The organism is Neobacillus pocheonensis, assembly GCF_050477905.1.
Classification (GTDB): domain Bacteria; phylum Bacillota; class Bacilli; order Bacillales; family Cytobacillaceae; genus Neobacillus; species Neobacillus pocheonensis_A.
In genome coordinates, this window is the sequence record NZ_JBCNAD010000044.1 from 1 (window position 1) to 15,734 (window position 15,734).

Sequence of the window (15,734 nt, forward strand, 5' to 3'; positions counted from 1 at the left end):
TTGTGGGTCTGTGATTACAATAGCAGTATTATTGGGATGTGGTTTAAACGGCAAATTACTTACCTCCCTCGCAGCATAAGCTTGCGGAAATGTTTGTTACCTGTTCAGGAAAGATAGAGAAGTTGTTTTTTAAAAAAATTCAGCATTGACACGACAGCCGCATCGAACAAGTACATAGTCATTAAAAACTCTATAGGCATTTATATGTATTTGTAGTTTGTTTAGTTCACTTTGTTATAGAAAATTAGTGTGCAACTTTGACGAATGTTTCCAGAAGGTACTTGTTAAGCTAACGGGTGCTTGAGTTTAACAAAGGTTGCAGAGGTAGCCTTTTTTCCTGTGTCACTAACTGGGCAGGATATTTTAAAAAAAGGCTCGTTAATTTAGAGTGAGGAATTGTTTAGTCAAACTGTTCATATTAAGGCGGGGTACTAATTGAAATTGGATTGTGCTTATATTCAAAGAATATTAACAAATCAGGGTGTAAAGTTTTCGAAGGGGTTAAATGATGACGAAATTGTTGAGATTGAATCACTATATGGCTTCAAATTCCCTCCAGATTTAAAAGAATTGTTAATGTATGCTCTACCAGTTTCTAAAGGGTTTGTTAATTGGAGGGATAAAAGTGAAAAGAACATAAAACATATAAAAAAGCGTTTCAATTGGCCATTAGAAGGTATGATTTTTGATATTAAAAATAATGAATTTTGGATGGATGATTGGGGAGAGAAGCCTAATTCGTTAAAAGATGCTATTGAAATTGCTACTAAAGAATTCAAAAAAGCTCCTAAACTAATACCGATTTTTTCCCATAGGTATATCTCTGACACGCCTTCTGAAAGTGGAAATCCAATATATTCTGTTTATCAAACAGATATTATTTTTTATGGTGATAATTTGACGACGTATTTTAAGGTTGAATTTGACTTAATGGACCAACAGGATATTGATTTTGATAACATAAAAGAAATCCCTTTTTGGAGTAATTTGGTGGGATAATTTCTGTAGTCTTTAATCTTACCTATTGAAGTAAAGGGGGCTTTCCTTAAAGATCCAGATGCCAATAAATGCTTAGTTTTGAAGAGGTGAAGATAAATGAAAAAGTATCCCTGCCCTTGTTGCGGTTATAAGACTTTATATGAGAAACCTCCTGGGACCGATATAATTTGTGAAGTATGTTATTGGCACGATGATTATGTTCAAGCAAAAGACGTAAATTATTGGGGTGGTGCAAACGACTTTTCATTAAGAGATAGTCAAAAGAATTTTTTGAAGTTCGGAGCAGTAGAAGAAAGATTTATAAAGAATGTAAGAAAACCAACTATCGATGAAACAAGGGATAAAAATTGGAAGCCATTATCTGAAAAATAATTATTCCTTTTTCAACTAACTGGTGCTTGAGCGTAACAAAAGGTCGCTGCTGCGGCTTTTTTTGTTCTTCAACAAACGGGGCAGATTAGCTGAAGAAGGAAATAACTACTTTATGTTGAAATTATCCCTTAAATTAAAAAGTTAATTAAAAGTATACCCCTCACTAATGAGGGGTATATCTTATTTATCTTGTGCAAGTTCTTTTCTATTGGGAGCAAGTGGTGGCTGTTCTAACCATTTGTTTTCCACCATAATATCGAACCAACTTTTTGTCAATGTTAATGTTTTTAGAATTGTCTTTTCATAAACGACAGCTAGGTCTGCTCGCATGGCTCCTGCTAGACCTGTACCGTAATATACTTGTGCAGTTTGACCCAAGAAACCCATATGATACAACATTAATTTATCTGAAAAAGGAGAGTCCTGTGACGTTGTAACGTCTGATTCCCACGACATTGGAACGGGCAAATTATCCTTGTGCAAAATACTTGCAAGGGCTTGTATGTTTTCATCTGCCTTTTTTCCTATTTCCTCAAAAAACGTTCTTATTTCTTCCGATTCAGCGACTTGACTGAACCCGATTGAAAGAGTTTTTGCCATAATGCTTTTTTTAATGTTAAGAGAAACACTGATTATTTCTGTAGCAGATAAAAGTCTCCCTTTTCCGAAGAATCCATCAGTAAAATCTTTGGTGGAAATATATTCAGGGTTCTCTTTAGGATAGAAATAGGGATCTCGTTGGAATTTTCCTTTTTTAAGCAATAACTCAATGGTTAAATCGTACATCCTTTTTGCATCATTATCACATGAATTGTAAAATTCCCGTAGGTCCTTTCTGACAGAAACACTTAAAGCAGTGGTATGACCCAACAAACCATGTATCGTCATTATATGTAAATAATTTAAGCAGAATGTGTCAGAAAACAATCTCTTTGCACCCTTATTAAGATCGGACTCAGTAAATCCATTCGGAACTGGAAAACCATCTTTCTCCATGAAGGAAACAAGCTGCTTCTTTTGCTTTTCCCATGTCTCAATGGCAATTTCAAAAACATTTTTCACCTCTTCGTCTTCCAAAATAGAAATCATATATTTATTTACTATCTCGGTCATCGTTCCATTCATATACTCCCCCCATAGTGTTCCAATTTCGGAAGACGTAAGTTTTAAATTATCATTTTCCATTTGTTCTCACCTCTTCCGTATTTTTTACTGACTCAGAAATAGTTATGCGTTTCCTTGGACTTAAACCTTTTAGTTGATAATAGTTGAGCAGTTTCTTGTTGAACTACCATGAAAATAAACTTCTGTAATTCAGAAAAAAAGGCAATACTAAAGAAGACGCAGCTCATTCATTTTTAAAAAAGGGAGAGCGCCTAATTCATTGATCTTTGGAATCGAGTTGAATAGATTAAGATGCTTCTGGTTCTTGTAAGGTAACTGTGTATCCTAAACTTTCAAGTCTTCGTAGTGAATGCCGAACAATGGATTGCTGTCTCTGTTTATCAAAGTAGTCTTCGCCTAAGTCTACATACATTTCTTTCCTTGTTAAGAGATAATAAGAGATACGTAACATGGCATGTGCGACCACTATTCCGGCTCGTTTTTTGCCTTTTCGTGATGCTGTTCGTCGATACAGTGCTCCGAGATAGTTCTTCGAACCTTTTACTGAATGAGCTGCTTCAGTTAATGCTGATCTCAAATACTTATTTCCTTTTTTGGTTTTAGCTGATTTCCTTTTCCCGGCACTTTCGTTTTGTCCAGGAACCAAACCTGCCCAGGAACACATATGGGCTGCACTTGGGAATTGTTTCTTAATATCAGTTCCGATTTCAGCTAAAATTTGCTCAGCCATCCTGGTGGCTATACCAGGTATAGAATCTAATCGTTCCACATCTTCTTGGTTGGTACGTACTCTTTTCGCTACTTCTTAATCGAGCATCTCAATCTCTTCAGTCAAAAAGTCAATATGTCTTAAAATCGTTTTTAACATTAGACGTTGATGGGATTGAATATAACCTTTAAGTGCGAATGCCAACTCATCTTTCTTTTTTTTCATTGAGCGACGTGCAAAGTTTGCTAGTTTTTCAGGATCCTCTTCGCCTTCGGCAATAGCGTCAAGCATATCTCGAGCTGAAACACCCAAAACGTCTGAGACAACTGAACCCAATTTAATGTTCGCTCCTTCTAATACCTTTTGGATTCGATTGATTTGTCTTGCACGTTCCTCAATGATACTCCGACGATATCGAACGAGTTCACGTAGCTCCCGTTGATTACGATCTGGAATGTAACTAGCTTTCAACAGTCCATGACGAAGAAGTTTGGCAATCCATTCTGCATCCTTAACATCTGTTTTACGTCCGGGGACTGCCTTCATATGTTGGGCATTCACCACTAAAAACTCAATATCCTCAGCTTCTAGTAAATTCACAATAGGCTTCCAATAAACACTCGTGCTCTCCATGGCGACATGGGTACAATTATGTTGTTTAATCCAGTCAACCAACTGTAATAGAAATACAGTTTTAGTAGAGAACGTTTGAATCTCCTTTCCTTCAGGTGTCAAAATACAGGCAGTAATATTGTCCTTATGGACATCCATACCGCATGCTCTTTCAATGACTACTTCCATTGAAAACATCCTTTCTACGGCTCACAATAATATTGGAGGCTGGTGCAGCAACCAGAATAGGATTAATCTACCATGTGTGCTTCCCGTAAGGGAGCGACAGTCAGAGGTGCACCGTGGTCGTTGGAGTCAGACTAACGGATGGGCTCTAACGCACCATAGTTCATCGACCTTCCTCTCCAGCCGTAGAATCAGTATTGACGGTTTAAAAACATTTTCATTCTCTGTGGTGAAGAGTTGGTTTTTAGCGATTCATGGATGGCTAACGGGTGCGTTAGTTCAACAACATACAAATTTTTTGTTGTAGTAAATGGAGGTATTTGTAGTACAAAAAAGGATAGATAGAGCATATTTTATTCCGCTCACCTATCCTTCTTTTTTTAATCTTTATAGTGTGTGACATTAAATAAATATATATATTGTTATAAAGGATTCTAACCAATACCTTGACTTTTAATAAAATAATAAGACATTGGTCCCAATGATTTTATGGGTGAAGTTTTTCCCGTTAAACTGGCTTCTTTATAAGGTTTTGATAAGCTTTTGCTGTCCTGACCTCAACAGTAATGGATCCTTTTCTTACGATTGCCTTTAATATTATCGGTACATCAGTTGTATTTTTAAATCGAAAATCCTTGCCGCCATAAGATACGGTTGCATCCCTTCCTTCCGGAACATAGCCTACATGTAAGGAATGATGATGCTTTTCGATATAGCTTACCCCTAATTGATCAATGGCATTATAAAGGGTTGAAGAGGTCTGACATATTCCACCCCCATACCCTTCCACTAATTTCCCTTCTTGAATCTCCGGTGCTTTTTGGTAACCATGTGCGGCATCACTAGGCCCTACCGTTGTATTATAGGAAAAACTATCCTGGGCGCCAATAATTACATTATTAATAGCTGCAGCGGATAAAGCAATGTTTTTGGATCTTCCAGCCAAACTGCTATTAAAATGAGTGGTATACGAGGCCACAACCACCTCTCCTAAATGTGAGACGTCATCCACCTTATACCCACTTGCTGTAACATATAACGGGATTTCTACATCACCGCCTTTTTCAGACACCTGCAGGATCTTTTCAGTCAATTCTGTTTCATCAAGAATGGTTTGAGGGGTTCCTTTTATCACCTGGCCATTGGTATTCAGTTTATCAAGAATCATTCTTTTGTCATATCCAGGAGTTTCTTTCGTTCCTCTCGCTAATTCCTTCGCCATGCTTGAGATTTCTGCTTTGTAATTCTCAATATCTGTTTTAAAACCCAAATCCTTTGGAGAAAGAGTTTTAATAACTGCTTTTGTACTCGGATCGATAATATTAACAAAAACGGGTATCTCTACTTCTTGTTTCTTTCCTTCTACCTTTTTCTTGACAGTCTGTTTCTCTTGGATTCCTGTTGCTTTTGCTTCTTTTTCCTTAGTTATCTGCTCTGCGCACCCAGCTAAACCTATTAAACTAGCTGCTAATAAAAGTGAAATTGCCCAATTAATATTTACCATTTTCTCCCAAATTTTCCCCTCTGATTATAAATGGTTTAAAACCTATACTATTTTAGACGATTTCAAAAGGAAATTGTTTCAAACAATTTCCATATTCCCATAGTGAAAATATTAAACTTAATTTTATCATTTTGCCAAAAATAAAATAATGACTAAAGTACTAAAAGTGAATAAAAAAAGGAAATACGAACATATTAAAACCAGACTTGCTAGTTTTATGGGGGTGATAAAAATGTCTGTATATATTTATCAGACGTTTGAGATTAAACAGGAGAAATTTAAAGAGGGGATCGAGAATTTAAAAGAGATTAAAAAATATCGAAATGAAAATTACGACCATAAGATTGAGATTTTGACACCTGTGTCCGGTGAGGATCATACATATGCACTACTTTCAACCTATGAAGGATTAGCAGAGATGGAGTTACAAAATAAGAAAATGTTTGACGATGAAGAATATCTAAAGCTGATTGGTGATTTTTTTCTAGAAAATATTATTCAAGGCAGTATGTATACTCAGATTTACCGGACGATAAGTGAGAAGAAATAAAAGCTCATTAAACTTTAAAACGCACCGGTGAACATCACCAGTGCGTTTATGATCCTTGTATAATTAATGGGCATGGGTACCATGATGTCCAGTAAACAATCCATGATTATCAGGATTAAGCGCATTTAAGAAATAGCCAAGAATCATTTCTACAACCCCCACTACGAGGAAGGTCGGCTCCAACCAACTTTCCCAGCCAATCCAGTAAACTTGAGCAGAAATCCAAATTATCATCGCAACCCCGAGTAGTCCGGTAATTTTCCCTGCAAATCGATGGTTGATAAAAGATAAGAGTGCTGCAATTAAGCTACAAATTCCATTTACCGCAAGTAGCGTAATTCCAGGAATTAAGAAGTCCTCGAAGGGTGAATCCCTCAATAAATCGAGTGACATCCCAAGTCCAGAGCCGTCCGGCTCTAATACGAGTCCCATTCCAGCGGCAATAGCTCCTAACCCAATCAATGACAAAAACGCACCCGTTCCGTAAGATAAAACTTTGGTTTTGTTCATCTTCCCCATCTTCTTTCGAATAGATTTGGAAAATCTAAGCCGAAACGAATGGAGTCATTCTTTTCCACCTTTATTATAATCCTTTTTTCAAAAAAGGAAAAAAATAACTACTAATTATACGGGAACGTATGGGCGAATGACTCATATGGTATAATTAAGGCAGAAATTAGTTGTTCCTCAACCATACCTCTACATATTCCCCATTATAGCTGCAGTCAAAAATTGAATAATCAAATCGATTTCTGCTCCCTGTTTATGCAATGAAATAAAGGGGGAACAAAACATGTCAGAAATCTTCATTCTTGTTACAATTCTTGTCTTTACGATTTTTCTTGTCTTAGGAATCGTCTCCCACTTCAAAAGGACATCTGGTAAATGGATTTTCTTTACACTGTCTGCTCTAAGTTTCATCGTTGTTATTTTCATGTTGTTTTTCCAGGATTGGAACCTTTTTGACCAAAGTAACAATATTAAACCACCTAAGGTTGAAACACCTGCTAGTGGAGGGCAGAATAACGGACCTGACCCTGTAAAAGAGGAACCACCTGTTAAGGAGAATCCACCGCCTGAAAATCCATCCGAGGAAAAACCAGATAACCCGACTCCGGAAACACCAGAAAAAATTAATGTACCTGCAGATAAGTTGGTTAATTATCAAGTAGAAAAAGGAGACACTTTATACTCCATTGCCACTCGTGCAGAGGTTACTGTCGTAAAAATAAAGCAATGGAATAATCTAAAATCTGATACTATCAATGTTGGTCAGATTTTAAAACTTTATGGAAGCAATATCGAGCCCCCGCCTCCAGCAGAACCGCCAAAACAGGATCCTCCGCCTACAACAGCATCATCTGTGCTCATTTCAAACGGCAGCCTGCAGAAAAAAGAAATCGCTTTAACCTTCGATGCGGGCAGTGATGCTGCGGGTATTGCGATATTAGATGTTCTGAAAAAATATAACTTAAAAGCAACCTTTTTCCTTACCGGAAAATGGGTCGAGAAATTTCCAAACCTCGCAAAACGTATTGCCGATGAGGGGCATGAAATTGGGAACCATTCCTACTCCCATCCTGATGCCTTAAAAACCCCCTCCGGTGACTTTAAGCAAGATATTATCAAAGCAGAACAGGCCATTAAGACTAGCACTGGAAAATCGCCCCAACCATATTTCCGATTCCCATTCGGATCTTACAACGCAACCACATTAAAAACAGTTGGGGAAGCAGGCTACCGATATAGTATCCAATGGTCTCTTGATACTATCGACTGGCAGCAGCCCACTACAGAGGTTATCGTCTCACGTATAAAGGCGGGAGCAAGCAACGGTGATATCATTCTCATGCATATAGGCGGAATCAATACCCCGAAAGCTGTAGACACTGTCATACCATGGTTACAAGCACAAGGGTACCAATTAGTTACACTAACGGAACTGTTAAATTAAAACCACTAGGGCCATACCAAATGGCCCTTTTTGCATTTTTTAAAATATCTAATCATAAAATGGACAAGGAAGGTTAATGGAGGAGGAATTAATTTTGGAGGGTCTAACCGCTAATATGAGGGAATTATTCAATTACATATGAAAAAAACACTATTAACCTATTTCTGCTTACTATTTGGAGCCACTCTTCAAGGAATTTCAATGTCTGTTTTTTTATTTCCACACTCGATTCCTTCCGGTGGTGCCGCAGGACTGGCTATTTTACTGAACCATTGGTTCCATTTATCACTTGGATTTTCCTTATGGCTGGCCAATATCGTTTTTTTAATGTTCGCCCTAAAATATTTTGGATTTACCTGGACGATTCGAACCATTATTTCAGTTGCCACAACCTCAACAACGGTTAGCTTCCTAACCTCTCAAGTCCCCTTTCAACATATAAATTTATTGTTTGATATTGTAGGTGGGTCAATCTTTTTTGGGATAGGCGTTGGTTTACTGATTCGTGCTGGAGCCTCTAGCGGTGGCATGGTCATTCCGGCGTTAATGATTGCGAACTATAAGAATTGGAGCCCTGGAAAAGTGATGATGGGAATTAACTTCTTCATCTTTTTATTAACCGCCCTCGTCATCAATTATAAAATTGTTGTCTTTGCGATTATTTGCCAATTTTTCTCTACGAATATCATTGATTATATCTATCAATTCAAATTTCAAAAATTAAGTTTTTTAAGCGCATCATGGAGAAAAAGATAGAAGATCCCTGCTACTACAGGATCTTCTGTTCTTTTAAATAGGAAATAACTGCTTCTACTGATTGGTCAATTGAAAGTTTATCCGTTTCAATGATGATTTCTGGTTTATCTGGGATTTCATATGGGGAGGATATTCCCGTAAATTCAGGAATTTCGCCTTGTCTTGCTTTCACATATAACCCATTTGGATCCCGGTCCTCGCAAACGTGCAGAGGACATTTCACAAAAACCTCAATAAACTCTTCCGGTTGAAACAATTGACGGACAATCTCCCGATCCTCCTGAAACGGAGAAATAAACGCAGAAGATACAATTTGACCGCTGTCGATGAAGAGTTTCGCCACCTCTCCAATTCTACGAATATTCTCCTTTCGATCCTTAACCCTGAAACTTAAGTCACTGTTTAACCCATGACGGACATTGTCACCATCTAAAACATAACTATGAAAACCTTGCTGGTACAATTCATAATCAACTGCATTAGCCAAGGTAGATTTACCAGAACCTGATAAACCAGTAAACCATAGAACACAGCTTTTATGTCCATTTAATAGATGGCGGTCCTTTTTTGTAACCGCGGATTGATGCCAAGTAATGTTTCTATTTTTCATTTCCTACACCCTTTAGTTTTTGGTAAAAACTTCCTTCATCCCTTGAATGAGGATATCGACTACCTCTGGACGACTGAATTCCTTCGGCGGCTGCTCTCCGTTCTTCAACATCCCTCTTACTTTTGTTCCCGATAATATGACATGATGTTGTTTGTCATGAGGGCAAGTTTTTTCTGAAGCCATATTTTCGCATTTTTTGCAGTAAAAGCTATTTTCAAAAAAGAGCGGTTTGATGTCCATTTCTTCTTCTGTAAAATGGCTGAATATTTTTTGTGAATCATAAGTTCCATAATAATTCCCAACTCCGGCATGGTCTCTTCCGACAATAAAATGAGTACATCCAAAATTTTTCCGCACGATTGCGTGAAAAATAGCTTCTCTTGGTCCTGCATAACGCATGGCTGCCGGAAATACAGACAAAAACACCCTATCTTTTGGGTAATAGTTTTCAAGCAGGACTTGATAGCTTTTCATTCTAATTTCGCTTGGAATATCATCGGCCTTTGTCTCTCCGACAAGCGGGTTTAGGAAAAGTCCATCGACAGTCTCCAATGCGGATTTTTGAATATACTCATGTGCTCTGTGCACAGGATTGCGGGTTTGGAAACCGACAACCGTATTCCAGCCTAGTTCTTTAAATTTCTTCCTTGTTTGCAAAGGGTCCAAATAGTAGGCCGAAAACATTGTTTTGAGCGGCCGTTTTATAAGTGTAATCGGACCTCCGACATAAATTTCTGATCTGTCAAAAAGCTTTTTTACACCTGGGTGATTTAAATCCGATGTTCGATACACCATTTCTGCCTCGAATTTTTTATCAGGAATATACATTTCTTTAACGTCCATAACCCCATAAATCGTACCGAAATAAACTAAATTTATCGTATCTCCTGCTTTAATTTCCAGTGCCTTCATTTTATCGATTGCTAATGTAATTGGGATGGACCAAGGAAGTCCATTTGACAATCTCATGGTTTTCACAACTGAATCATAATCCGCTTTTCCCATAAATCCTTCAAGCGGGCTATAGGCTCCGTTTGCGATTAACTCCAGGTCACTTAATTCTAACTTATCAAGCTCAATCATTTTACGCGATAAATCTATCGGGTAAGTATGGTCTAAACGATATATTAATTTACCCCCGTGGGGCACACTTTCACTCACCATTCTTTCCTCCCAAAACCTTTCTATTGTTGATGAAGGCCGCATTCAATTTTCGAATATCCCGCCCAACGTCCTGATCGACTATCATTTGTTTCCTTAATTGCTTTCGTGCAAGTGGCACAGCCAATACTGGGATATCCATTATCATGTAAGGAATTATATGGGAGTTTGTTTAGATGGATATAGGTCATAATATCTTCCCAAGTCCAATGAATCAGAGGGCAAATTTTTATTTTATGGAATTTTTCATCTCGATTGATATAATTTGTGGTCCTTCTGGTTGGGGATTGTTCTCTTCTTAATCCGGAAATCCAAGCCTTCATATCATTTAAAGCATTTCTAAGGGGAACGACCTTTCTCATATGGCAGCAAAGGTTTGGATTATGCTTCCAAAGCTCTTCACCATACCATTTTTCCTGTTGTGTAAGCGTCATAACTGGTTTAATCAAATCGATTTGTAATGTTGGATAACGCTGCTTCACTTTCTCTATTAATTCATATGTTTCAGAAAAATGCAGTCCGGTATCAAGGAAAATAATTTTTGCGTTATTCTTAACCTTGTGGATTAAATCAATTAACACGATTCCCTCGGCTCCAAAGCTGCAGGCATAAACTATTTCATTCCCATATTCTTGGAAAGCCCATTTTAACACATCTAAAAAGTCTGGGTGCTTAACTAGAATTTCCGCCTCTTTTTGTTCATTCCAATTTTCATATGTCAGCAATTCCGACAATTTCACTCCCCCCAATTCTATCGAACCTTTTTATATGGACTGTATGGTGATGCATTCATTGTTTCCGATGGTGATTTTATTCATATTGTTTATATGTCCATATTGTTTATAGGAAACGATCGCTCTCATCCAAGAGCCATGACCAAATGCTAGAACATTAGGAGCATGCCTGTATTTTTCTATAAATACAACAATTCTTTCCTCTAAGTTTTGTATACTTTCCCCTAGAACAATATCCTTTGGTGATTCAGTCCACTTGTCTCCGAATTCTTCTATCATCTTTGCCTTTGGTACACCTTCAAAGATTCCAAAATCTAATTCGTCCAACAATTCTTCTGTTTCGCACTTATAACCGTAAAGTTGAGCTGTTTGATGGGTACGTTTTAAAGAACTAGCTAAAACATGATTAAATGGTGACCTACTTTGAAGGAGCAATTGATTATCGGCAATTTTTTTATCCACCTCAGCAGTAATGTCCGATATTTCAATATCCCTTCTCCCTTGAAGCCATGTCTTGATATTCCATTCAGTTGGAAGATGTCTGATTAAGGTAAGCTGCATCGTGTTCCTCCAGATAAAATGTTTCACTTCTAAGTCCTAAGCGTTGGGCTTCTAATACAAGCACATCTGATAGTTTTACATTTCCTAAATTAACGTTCGGTCCAATCTCGTTAATAAAGTACATTTGGTGTTTTGCGGAGGGAGCCTCAAAAATGATTTTATTATGATCGATATCTCTTAGTAATTCCTGTATTAAATCGGATTTAACGTTTCCGCACTGTTCATATATTCCCGAAGTACCCGAATCCCGGCCTTCTGTAATCACATAATGACAGCCAGCTTCTAATAAGAGCCGTATTTCCTTTCTCCATTCAGAGATTGGCATTTCTTTATGACAATCCTTTGATCCTACCTCTGAAATCACATGAAAATCCTTTTTAAAAAGAGAAATAAGATGGAGGCGTTCTTGTAATGGAATATCTATCGTTCCATTTGATATTTCGACCCAGTTTACACCTAATTCATTTAAATAGCTTTGATACTCCGTGAGTTTATTTTGATAATAGCATTTTTCAAATAAAGTGCCGCCGCAATAAGGGATTATGTTATATTGCCTATAAAGTTCTATTTTTTCCTTTATGTTAGGTGTAACCACTGCAGATCCGATGCCAATTTTAGCAATGTCAATATATGGGCTGTAATCAGCTAAAATATTTTTTAATTCACCAATTGGAGTTCCGAAATCGACAACTGAAGTCAGTCCATAGGTCCTGATTCCGGAAGTCCTTTTTGGCAAGGTTAAAAAATCCATAAGGATGCGCCTCCTCTATTTTTCTAGAATAGATTATTCGGAAATTGGGTAAATGTGTAAATAATGGGCCCATTCCTTAGAAAATAGGCATTTGTCTGAATAAATGAATGCCTGCCTTCAAACAATAAAAAAGCTAATTATTATAGTCAGGGGTGTACATTCAGTGCCGAAGCAAAAACATAAAGGCTTAACGATTTTCGCCATCGGTTCCATTCCGCTGATTCTTGTTCTGGGTAACTCGATGCTAATTCCGATTCTTCCAAAGATGAAAACAGAGCTGGATGTTTCACAATTTAAGATTAGTTTCATTATTTCGGTATTTTCATTCGCCGCTGCTATTTCTATACCTGTTTTGGGATACTTATCAGACAGGTTTTCGCGAAAGGCCGTCATTATTCCGGCGCTCATCTTATATGGAGCCGGCGGACTGTTAGCTGGAGCTGCCGCTGCCTGGTTCTCAAATTCTTATTTGTGGATATTAACTGGAAGAGTTATGCAGGGAATTGGCGCGGCGGGAACCGCACCAATAGCCATGGCACTTACTGGAGATTTGTTTAAAGGCGCAGAGCAAAGCAAAGTATTAGGCTTAGTAGAAGCGTCAAATGGTTTGGGGAAAGTCATTAGTCCTATCATTGGTTCGCTTTTGGCGCTTCTGTTTTGGTACGCTGTATTTTTCGCCTTTCCCGTTTTTTGCTTTATTTCTGTACTTTTAACCATTTTTTTTATCAAGGAAAAGAAAAAGGAAAAAGAGCCTCCGCCTATAGGCAAATATATCAAAGGGCTGATTTCCGTCTTTAAAACGGAAGGACGATGGTTATTTGCCGCCTATATTACAGGGGCAACTTGCCTATTTGCCCTTTTTGGAATTTTGTTCTACATTTCGGATATTCTTGAAAAAGATCATCAAATTGATGGTCTTTTAAAAGGAAGTATCCTTGCGATTCCCCTTTTATTTATGACGACAACCTCCTATGTAACCGGAAGTAAAATCGGGAAAAGAATGAAACGAATGAAGTCTTTAATTGTATTGGGCTTACTCTTAATGACGGCTTCATTTTCGACACTTATTTTATTTCATAAATTAGTTCCCTTCTTTACTGTTCTTGTCATAAGCAGTATTGGGACAGGACTTGTTCTACCCTGCATTAACAGTTTTATTACCGGGTCCGTTCCTGCTGACCGGAGAGGGTTTGTAACTTCTTTATATGGTTCTGTACGCTTTTTAGGTGTGGCCATTGGCCCGCCAATTTTTAGTAAATTAATGGAGTGGTCACGTACAGGGATGTTTCTAACAACGGCAGGATTAACATTGCTATGCTGCCTCCTTTGCCTCGTACTTATCCATGTAGCGAAAAAAGAACCTACAGAAAATAGCGACACTCTTTTCGAAAAATTACAGTTTACTTAGAAAAGCGGAAGCGCCTTGTTCAGCCCCGACAAGCATAAGACGCTCCCAAAAGGAAGGCGCTTTTTGCCTTCATTTTGGGAGTGGCTTAGACCAAAGAGGGGCTAGGCGCTGTAGCTAGACAGAAAAGGAATGATAGGATTGCAAATTTATTTTTCTCCTGAGGTGATTACACCTCAATTTCAAGTCCTAAATGTCGTTGACTCGAAAAACAAAGCGGTCGGAAATGTTGCTTTTTTGTTTGATGAAAAAAAGCTGTTCGTTTATGGAATTTTGGAAGAAGAAGGCGTTGGTGTTGATTTTAAAGATTTGGTGACCCCATATCTAAAAGGGTTAACAAAAGCAAAGCCAGGCCTTGATATTTTTACCTGCTTATATGTCGGTTGTAAAAAAATAAAACTGAATGACGAGGAAGAAAAATAAGAGGGAACTCAAAATAAATCTTTGAGTCCCCTCTTTTTTTATTAGCAAGACATTTGACCATTTCATAAATTAATGATGTAAATTCATCTTGTTATAGACAAATTCGGGGTGTGCCAAATGAGTATTGGTATCATTTTAATGGGTCTTTTCATCGGATTGCTAGTGGGACTGACAGGTGTGGGAGGTGCTGCATTATTAACACCTATTTTAATCTTGCTGGGTATTAATCCAGCGATTGCCGTAGGAACAGACCTAGTCTATAATTCGATCACGAAACTGTTTGGTTCGATTCAGCATTGGCGCCAAAAGACGATTAATCTCAGGTTGGTGAAATATTTGGCATTGGGCAGTATTCCAAGCGCCATCTTCGCAGTGGGGATGCTTCATCTTTTTGACTCCTTTTTTCACAATCAAGAACTGGTAATAAAGCATGCTCTAGGCTACGTGTTAATTTTAGTAGCAGTAACGACACTTATAAAGACCTTTGCGAAGGATAAATTTTCGTTAAATCATTTTCAAATGAAGCCAATCCATGAAAAAAGAATATTAACCATTGGTATTGGAGCCATTCTCGGATTTATCGTTGGATTAACCTCCATTGGCTCAGGTTCTTTATTTGCTTTAGCTATGTTATATCTTTATAAAATGAGGCCCTCTGAGCTGGTTGGGACTGATATCGCTCACGCCTTTTTATTAGTAACCGCCGCTGGATTAATGCATGCGGGAATTGGCAACGTCGATTATTTATTAATGCTCAATCTTTTGCTGGGCTCGATACCTGGTGTACTTATAGGAAGCACCTTGTCAGCTAAGATTCCGGCAAAACCACTGCGAACGATTATGGCGGTTATCATATTAATCAGTGGATTTAAACTAATATAACCTTTGCAGCACAGAAAAACACGGTAAACTAACCGTGTTTTTCTCATAAATCCATAGAGAAATAGCCCTTCTTCTCTTAACTTGAAAAACATGTCCTTTAATTGGAAAAATCAACATATAATGTGGTAGAAATGGTTGGTTACAGGAGGTTTGCATGTTTACAGTTATTGAAAAGGCCGTATTAGGAATGGCATTTTTAAGAATCATCTCAGGATGCATTGAGGTAATGGCGGCCATTCTCATGATAAAGTTTAATTCGGTGGAAAAAGCACTTATTGTTAATAGTACGTTAGCACTAGTGGGGCCGCTTATTTTAATTTTAACAACCACGATCGGTACGCTTAGCATTGTTGAAAAAATATCGTATCTCAAGATGCTGTGGATTTTCCTTGGAGTTAGTTTCATTTTAATAGGTGTGAAGTCTTAGAGCCTTCTCTTAC

General features: G+C 37.8%; 17 protein-coding genes and 1 pseudogene. 9 read left to right on the plus strand and 9 right to left on the minus strand.

What is annotated here, in order from left to right; genetic code table 11:
• Positions 1-435 precede the first annotated feature (435 nt).
• Complete coding sequence (locus ABES02_RS22705) at positions 436-999, plus strand: SMI1/KNR4 family protein (protein ID WP_430139888.1); 564 nt, start codon at positions 436-438, stop codon at positions 997-999.
• 96 nt (positions 1,000-1,095) lie between these two features.
• A complete protein-coding gene (locus ABES02_RS22710) occupies positions 1,096-1,371 on the plus strand; it encodes a CPCC family cysteine-rich protein (protein ID WP_430139890.1) in 276 nt (91 codons plus the stop codon).
• 180 nt (positions 1,372-1,551) lie between these two features.
• On the opposite strand, the gene ABES02_RS22715 is transcribed toward ABES02_RS22710, so the two are convergent.
• From ABES02_RS22715 to ABES02_RS22725, 3 genes and pseudogenes are all read right to left on the minus strand, one after another.
• Positions 1,552-2,556 carry a DUF3231 family protein gene (locus ABES02_RS22715; RefSeq protein ID WP_430139892.1) on the minus strand — a complete coding sequence of 335 codons (1,005 nt, stop codon included), beginning with the start codon at positions 2,554-2,556 and terminating at the stop codon, positions 1,552-1,554.
• A 226-nt stretch (positions 2,557-2,782) separates the two neighbouring features.
• A pseudogene (locus tag ABES02_RS22720) lies at positions 2,783-4,006 on the minus strand (IS110 family transposase).
• A 505-nt stretch (positions 4,007-4,511) separates the two neighbouring features.
• Positions 4,512-5,507, minus strand: coding sequence for a VanW family protein (locus tag ABES02_RS22725; protein WP_430139894.1), 996 nt, complete (start codon positions 5,505-5,507; stop codon positions 4,512-4,514).
• 232 nt (positions 5,508-5,739) lie between these two features.
• On the opposite strand from ABES02_RS22725, the gene ABES02_RS22730 reads away from it, so the two are divergent.
• Entirely contained in the window at positions 5,740-6,057 is a 318-nt protein-coding gene (locus ABES02_RS22730) for a hypothetical protein (RefSeq protein WP_430139896.1), read from the plus strand.
• A 63-nt stretch (positions 6,058-6,120) separates the two neighbouring features.
• On the opposite strand, the gene ABES02_RS22735 is transcribed toward ABES02_RS22730, so the two are convergent.
• Positions 6,121-6,567, minus strand: a complete 447-nt coding sequence (locus ABES02_RS22735; RefSeq protein ID WP_430139898.1) for a hypothetical protein — start codon at positions 6,565-6,567, stop codon at positions 6,121-6,123.
• A gap of 283 nt (positions 6,568-6,850) precedes the next feature.
• Here ABES02_RS22735 and ABES02_RS22740 point away from each other — a divergent pair, with 283 nt between their 5' ends.
• Positions 6,851-8,011: a polysaccharide deacetylase family protein gene (locus ABES02_RS22740; RefSeq protein ID WP_430139900.1), complete on the plus strand. Its 1,161-nt coding sequence runs from the start codon at positions 6,851-6,853 to the stop codon at positions 8,009-8,011.
• Positions 8,012-8,149: 138 nt separating this feature from the next.
• Positions 8,150-8,767 carry a YitT family protein gene (locus ABES02_RS22745; protein WP_430139902.1) on the plus strand — a complete coding sequence of 206 codons (618 nt, stop codon included), beginning with the start codon at positions 8,150-8,152 and terminating at the stop codon, positions 8,765-8,767.
• Between the two features lie 13 nt (positions 8,768-8,780).
• On the opposite strand, the gene cysC is transcribed toward ABES02_RS22745, so the two are convergent.
• The 5 genes from cysC to ABES02_RS22770 are packed head-to-tail and all read right to left on the minus strand — an operon-like array spanning position 8,781 to position 12,584.
• Positions 8,781-9,377, minus strand: coding sequence for an adenylyl-sulfate kinase (gene cysC, locus ABES02_RS22750; protein ID WP_430139904.1), 597 nt, complete (start codon positions 9,375-9,377; stop codon positions 8,781-8,783).
• Between the two features lie 12 nt (positions 9,378-9,389).
• The gene (gene sat, locus ABES02_RS22755; protein ID WP_430139906.1) at positions 9,390-10,538 is read right to left on the minus strand and encodes a sulfate adenylyltransferase; all 1,149 of its coding nucleotides are present in this window, start codon (positions 10,536-10,538) and stop codon (positions 9,390-9,392) included.
• Between the two features lie 23 nt (positions 10,539-10,561).
• On the minus strand, positions 10,562-11,272 hold the full coding sequence (locus ABES02_RS22760; RefSeq protein WP_430139907.1) for a phosphoadenylyl-sulfate reductase: 711 nt from the start codon (positions 11,270-11,272) through the stop codon (positions 10,562-10,564).
• Positions 11,273-11,302: 30 nt separating this feature from the next.
• Positions 11,303-11,833: a histidine phosphatase family protein gene (locus tag ABES02_RS22765; protein ID WP_430139909.1), complete on the minus strand. Its 531-nt coding sequence runs from the start codon at positions 11,831-11,833 to the stop codon at positions 11,303-11,305.
• On the minus strand, positions 11,799-12,584 hold the full coding sequence (locus ABES02_RS22770; protein WP_430139911.1) for a phosphosulfolactate synthase: 786 nt from the start codon (positions 12,582-12,584) through the stop codon (positions 11,799-11,801). The genes ABES02_RS22765 and ABES02_RS22770 overlap by 35 nt, the downstream gene beginning before the upstream one ends.
• A gap of 163 nt (positions 12,585-12,747) precedes the next feature.
• Between ABES02_RS22770 and ABES02_RS22775 the strand changes: the two genes are divergently transcribed.
• The 4 genes from ABES02_RS22775 (at position 12,748) to ABES02_RS22790 (ending at position 15,721) form a co-directional block, all read left to right on the plus strand.
• Complete coding sequence (locus ABES02_RS22775; protein WP_430139913.1) at positions 12,748-13,992, plus strand: MFS transporter; 1,245 nt, start codon at positions 12,748-12,750, stop codon at positions 13,990-13,992.
• Positions 13,993-14,121: 129 nt separating this feature from the next.
• Complete coding sequence (locus tag ABES02_RS22780; RefSeq protein WP_430139915.1) at positions 14,122-14,412, plus strand: hypothetical protein; 291 nt, start codon at positions 14,122-14,124, stop codon at positions 14,410-14,412.
• Between the two features lie 117 nt (positions 14,413-14,529).
• Positions 14,530-15,294, plus strand: a complete 765-nt coding sequence (locus ABES02_RS22785; protein WP_430139917.1) for a sulfite exporter TauE/SafE family protein — start codon at positions 14,530-14,532, stop codon at positions 15,292-15,294.
• A gap of 154 nt (positions 15,295-15,448) precedes the next feature.
• Complete coding sequence (locus ABES02_RS22790; RefSeq protein WP_430139919.1) at positions 15,449-15,721, plus strand: YqhV family protein; 273 nt, start codon at positions 15,449-15,451, stop codon at positions 15,719-15,721.
• Positions 15,722-15,734: the final 13 nt, after the last annotated feature.

Bases quoted from the DNA above. Each gene is read 5' to 3' on its own strand.
- ABES02_RS22730 (WP_430139896.1), top strand. From the start codon at position 5,740: ATGTCTGTATATATTTATCAGACGTTTGAGATTAAACAGGAGAAATTT.
- ABES02_RS22715 (WP_430139892.1), bottom strand. From the start codon at position 2,556: ATGGAAAATGATAATTTAAAACTTACGTCTTCCGAAATTGGAACACTA.
- ABES02_RS22710 (WP_430139890.1), top strand. From the start codon at position 1,096: ATGAAAAAGTATCCCTGCCCTTGTTGCGGTTATAAGACTTTATATGAG.
- cysC (WP_430139904.1), bottom strand. From the start codon at position 9,377: ATGAAAAATAGAAACATTACTTGGCATCAATCCGCGGTTACAAAAAAG.
- ABES02_RS22735 (WP_430139898.1), bottom strand. From the start codon at position 6,567: ATGAACAAAACCAAAGTTTTATCTTACGGAACGGGTGCGTTTTTGTCA.
- ABES02_RS22785 (WP_430139917.1), top strand. From the start codon at position 14,530: ATGAGTATTGGTATCATTTTAATGGGTCTTTTCATCGGATTGCTAGTG.
- ABES02_RS22745 (WP_430139902.1), top strand. From the start codon at position 8,150: ATGAAAAAAACACTATTAACCTATTTCTGCTTACTATTTGGAGCCACT.
- ABES02_RS22740 (WP_430139900.1), top strand. From the start codon at position 6,851: ATGTCAGAAATCTTCATTCTTGTTACAATTCTTGTCTTTACGATTTTT.
- ABES02_RS22780 (WP_430139915.1), top strand. From the start codon at position 14,122: ATGATAGGATTGCAAATTTATTTTTCTCCTGAGGTGATTACACCTCAA.
- ABES02_RS22770 (WP_430139911.1), bottom strand. From the start codon at position 12,584: ATGGATTTTTTAACCTTGCCAAAAAGGACTTCCGGAATCAGGACCTAT.
- ABES02_RS22725 (WP_430139894.1), bottom strand. From the start codon at position 5,507: ATGGTAAATATTAATTGGGCAATTTCACTTTTATTAGCAGCTAGTTTA.
- ABES02_RS22790 (WP_430139919.1), top strand. From the start codon at position 15,449: ATGTTTACAGTTATTGAAAAGGCCGTATTAGGAATGGCATTTTTAAGA.
- ABES02_RS22765 (WP_430139909.1), bottom strand. From the start codon at position 11,833: ATGCAGCTTACCTTAATCAGACATCTTCCAACTGAATGGAATATCAAG.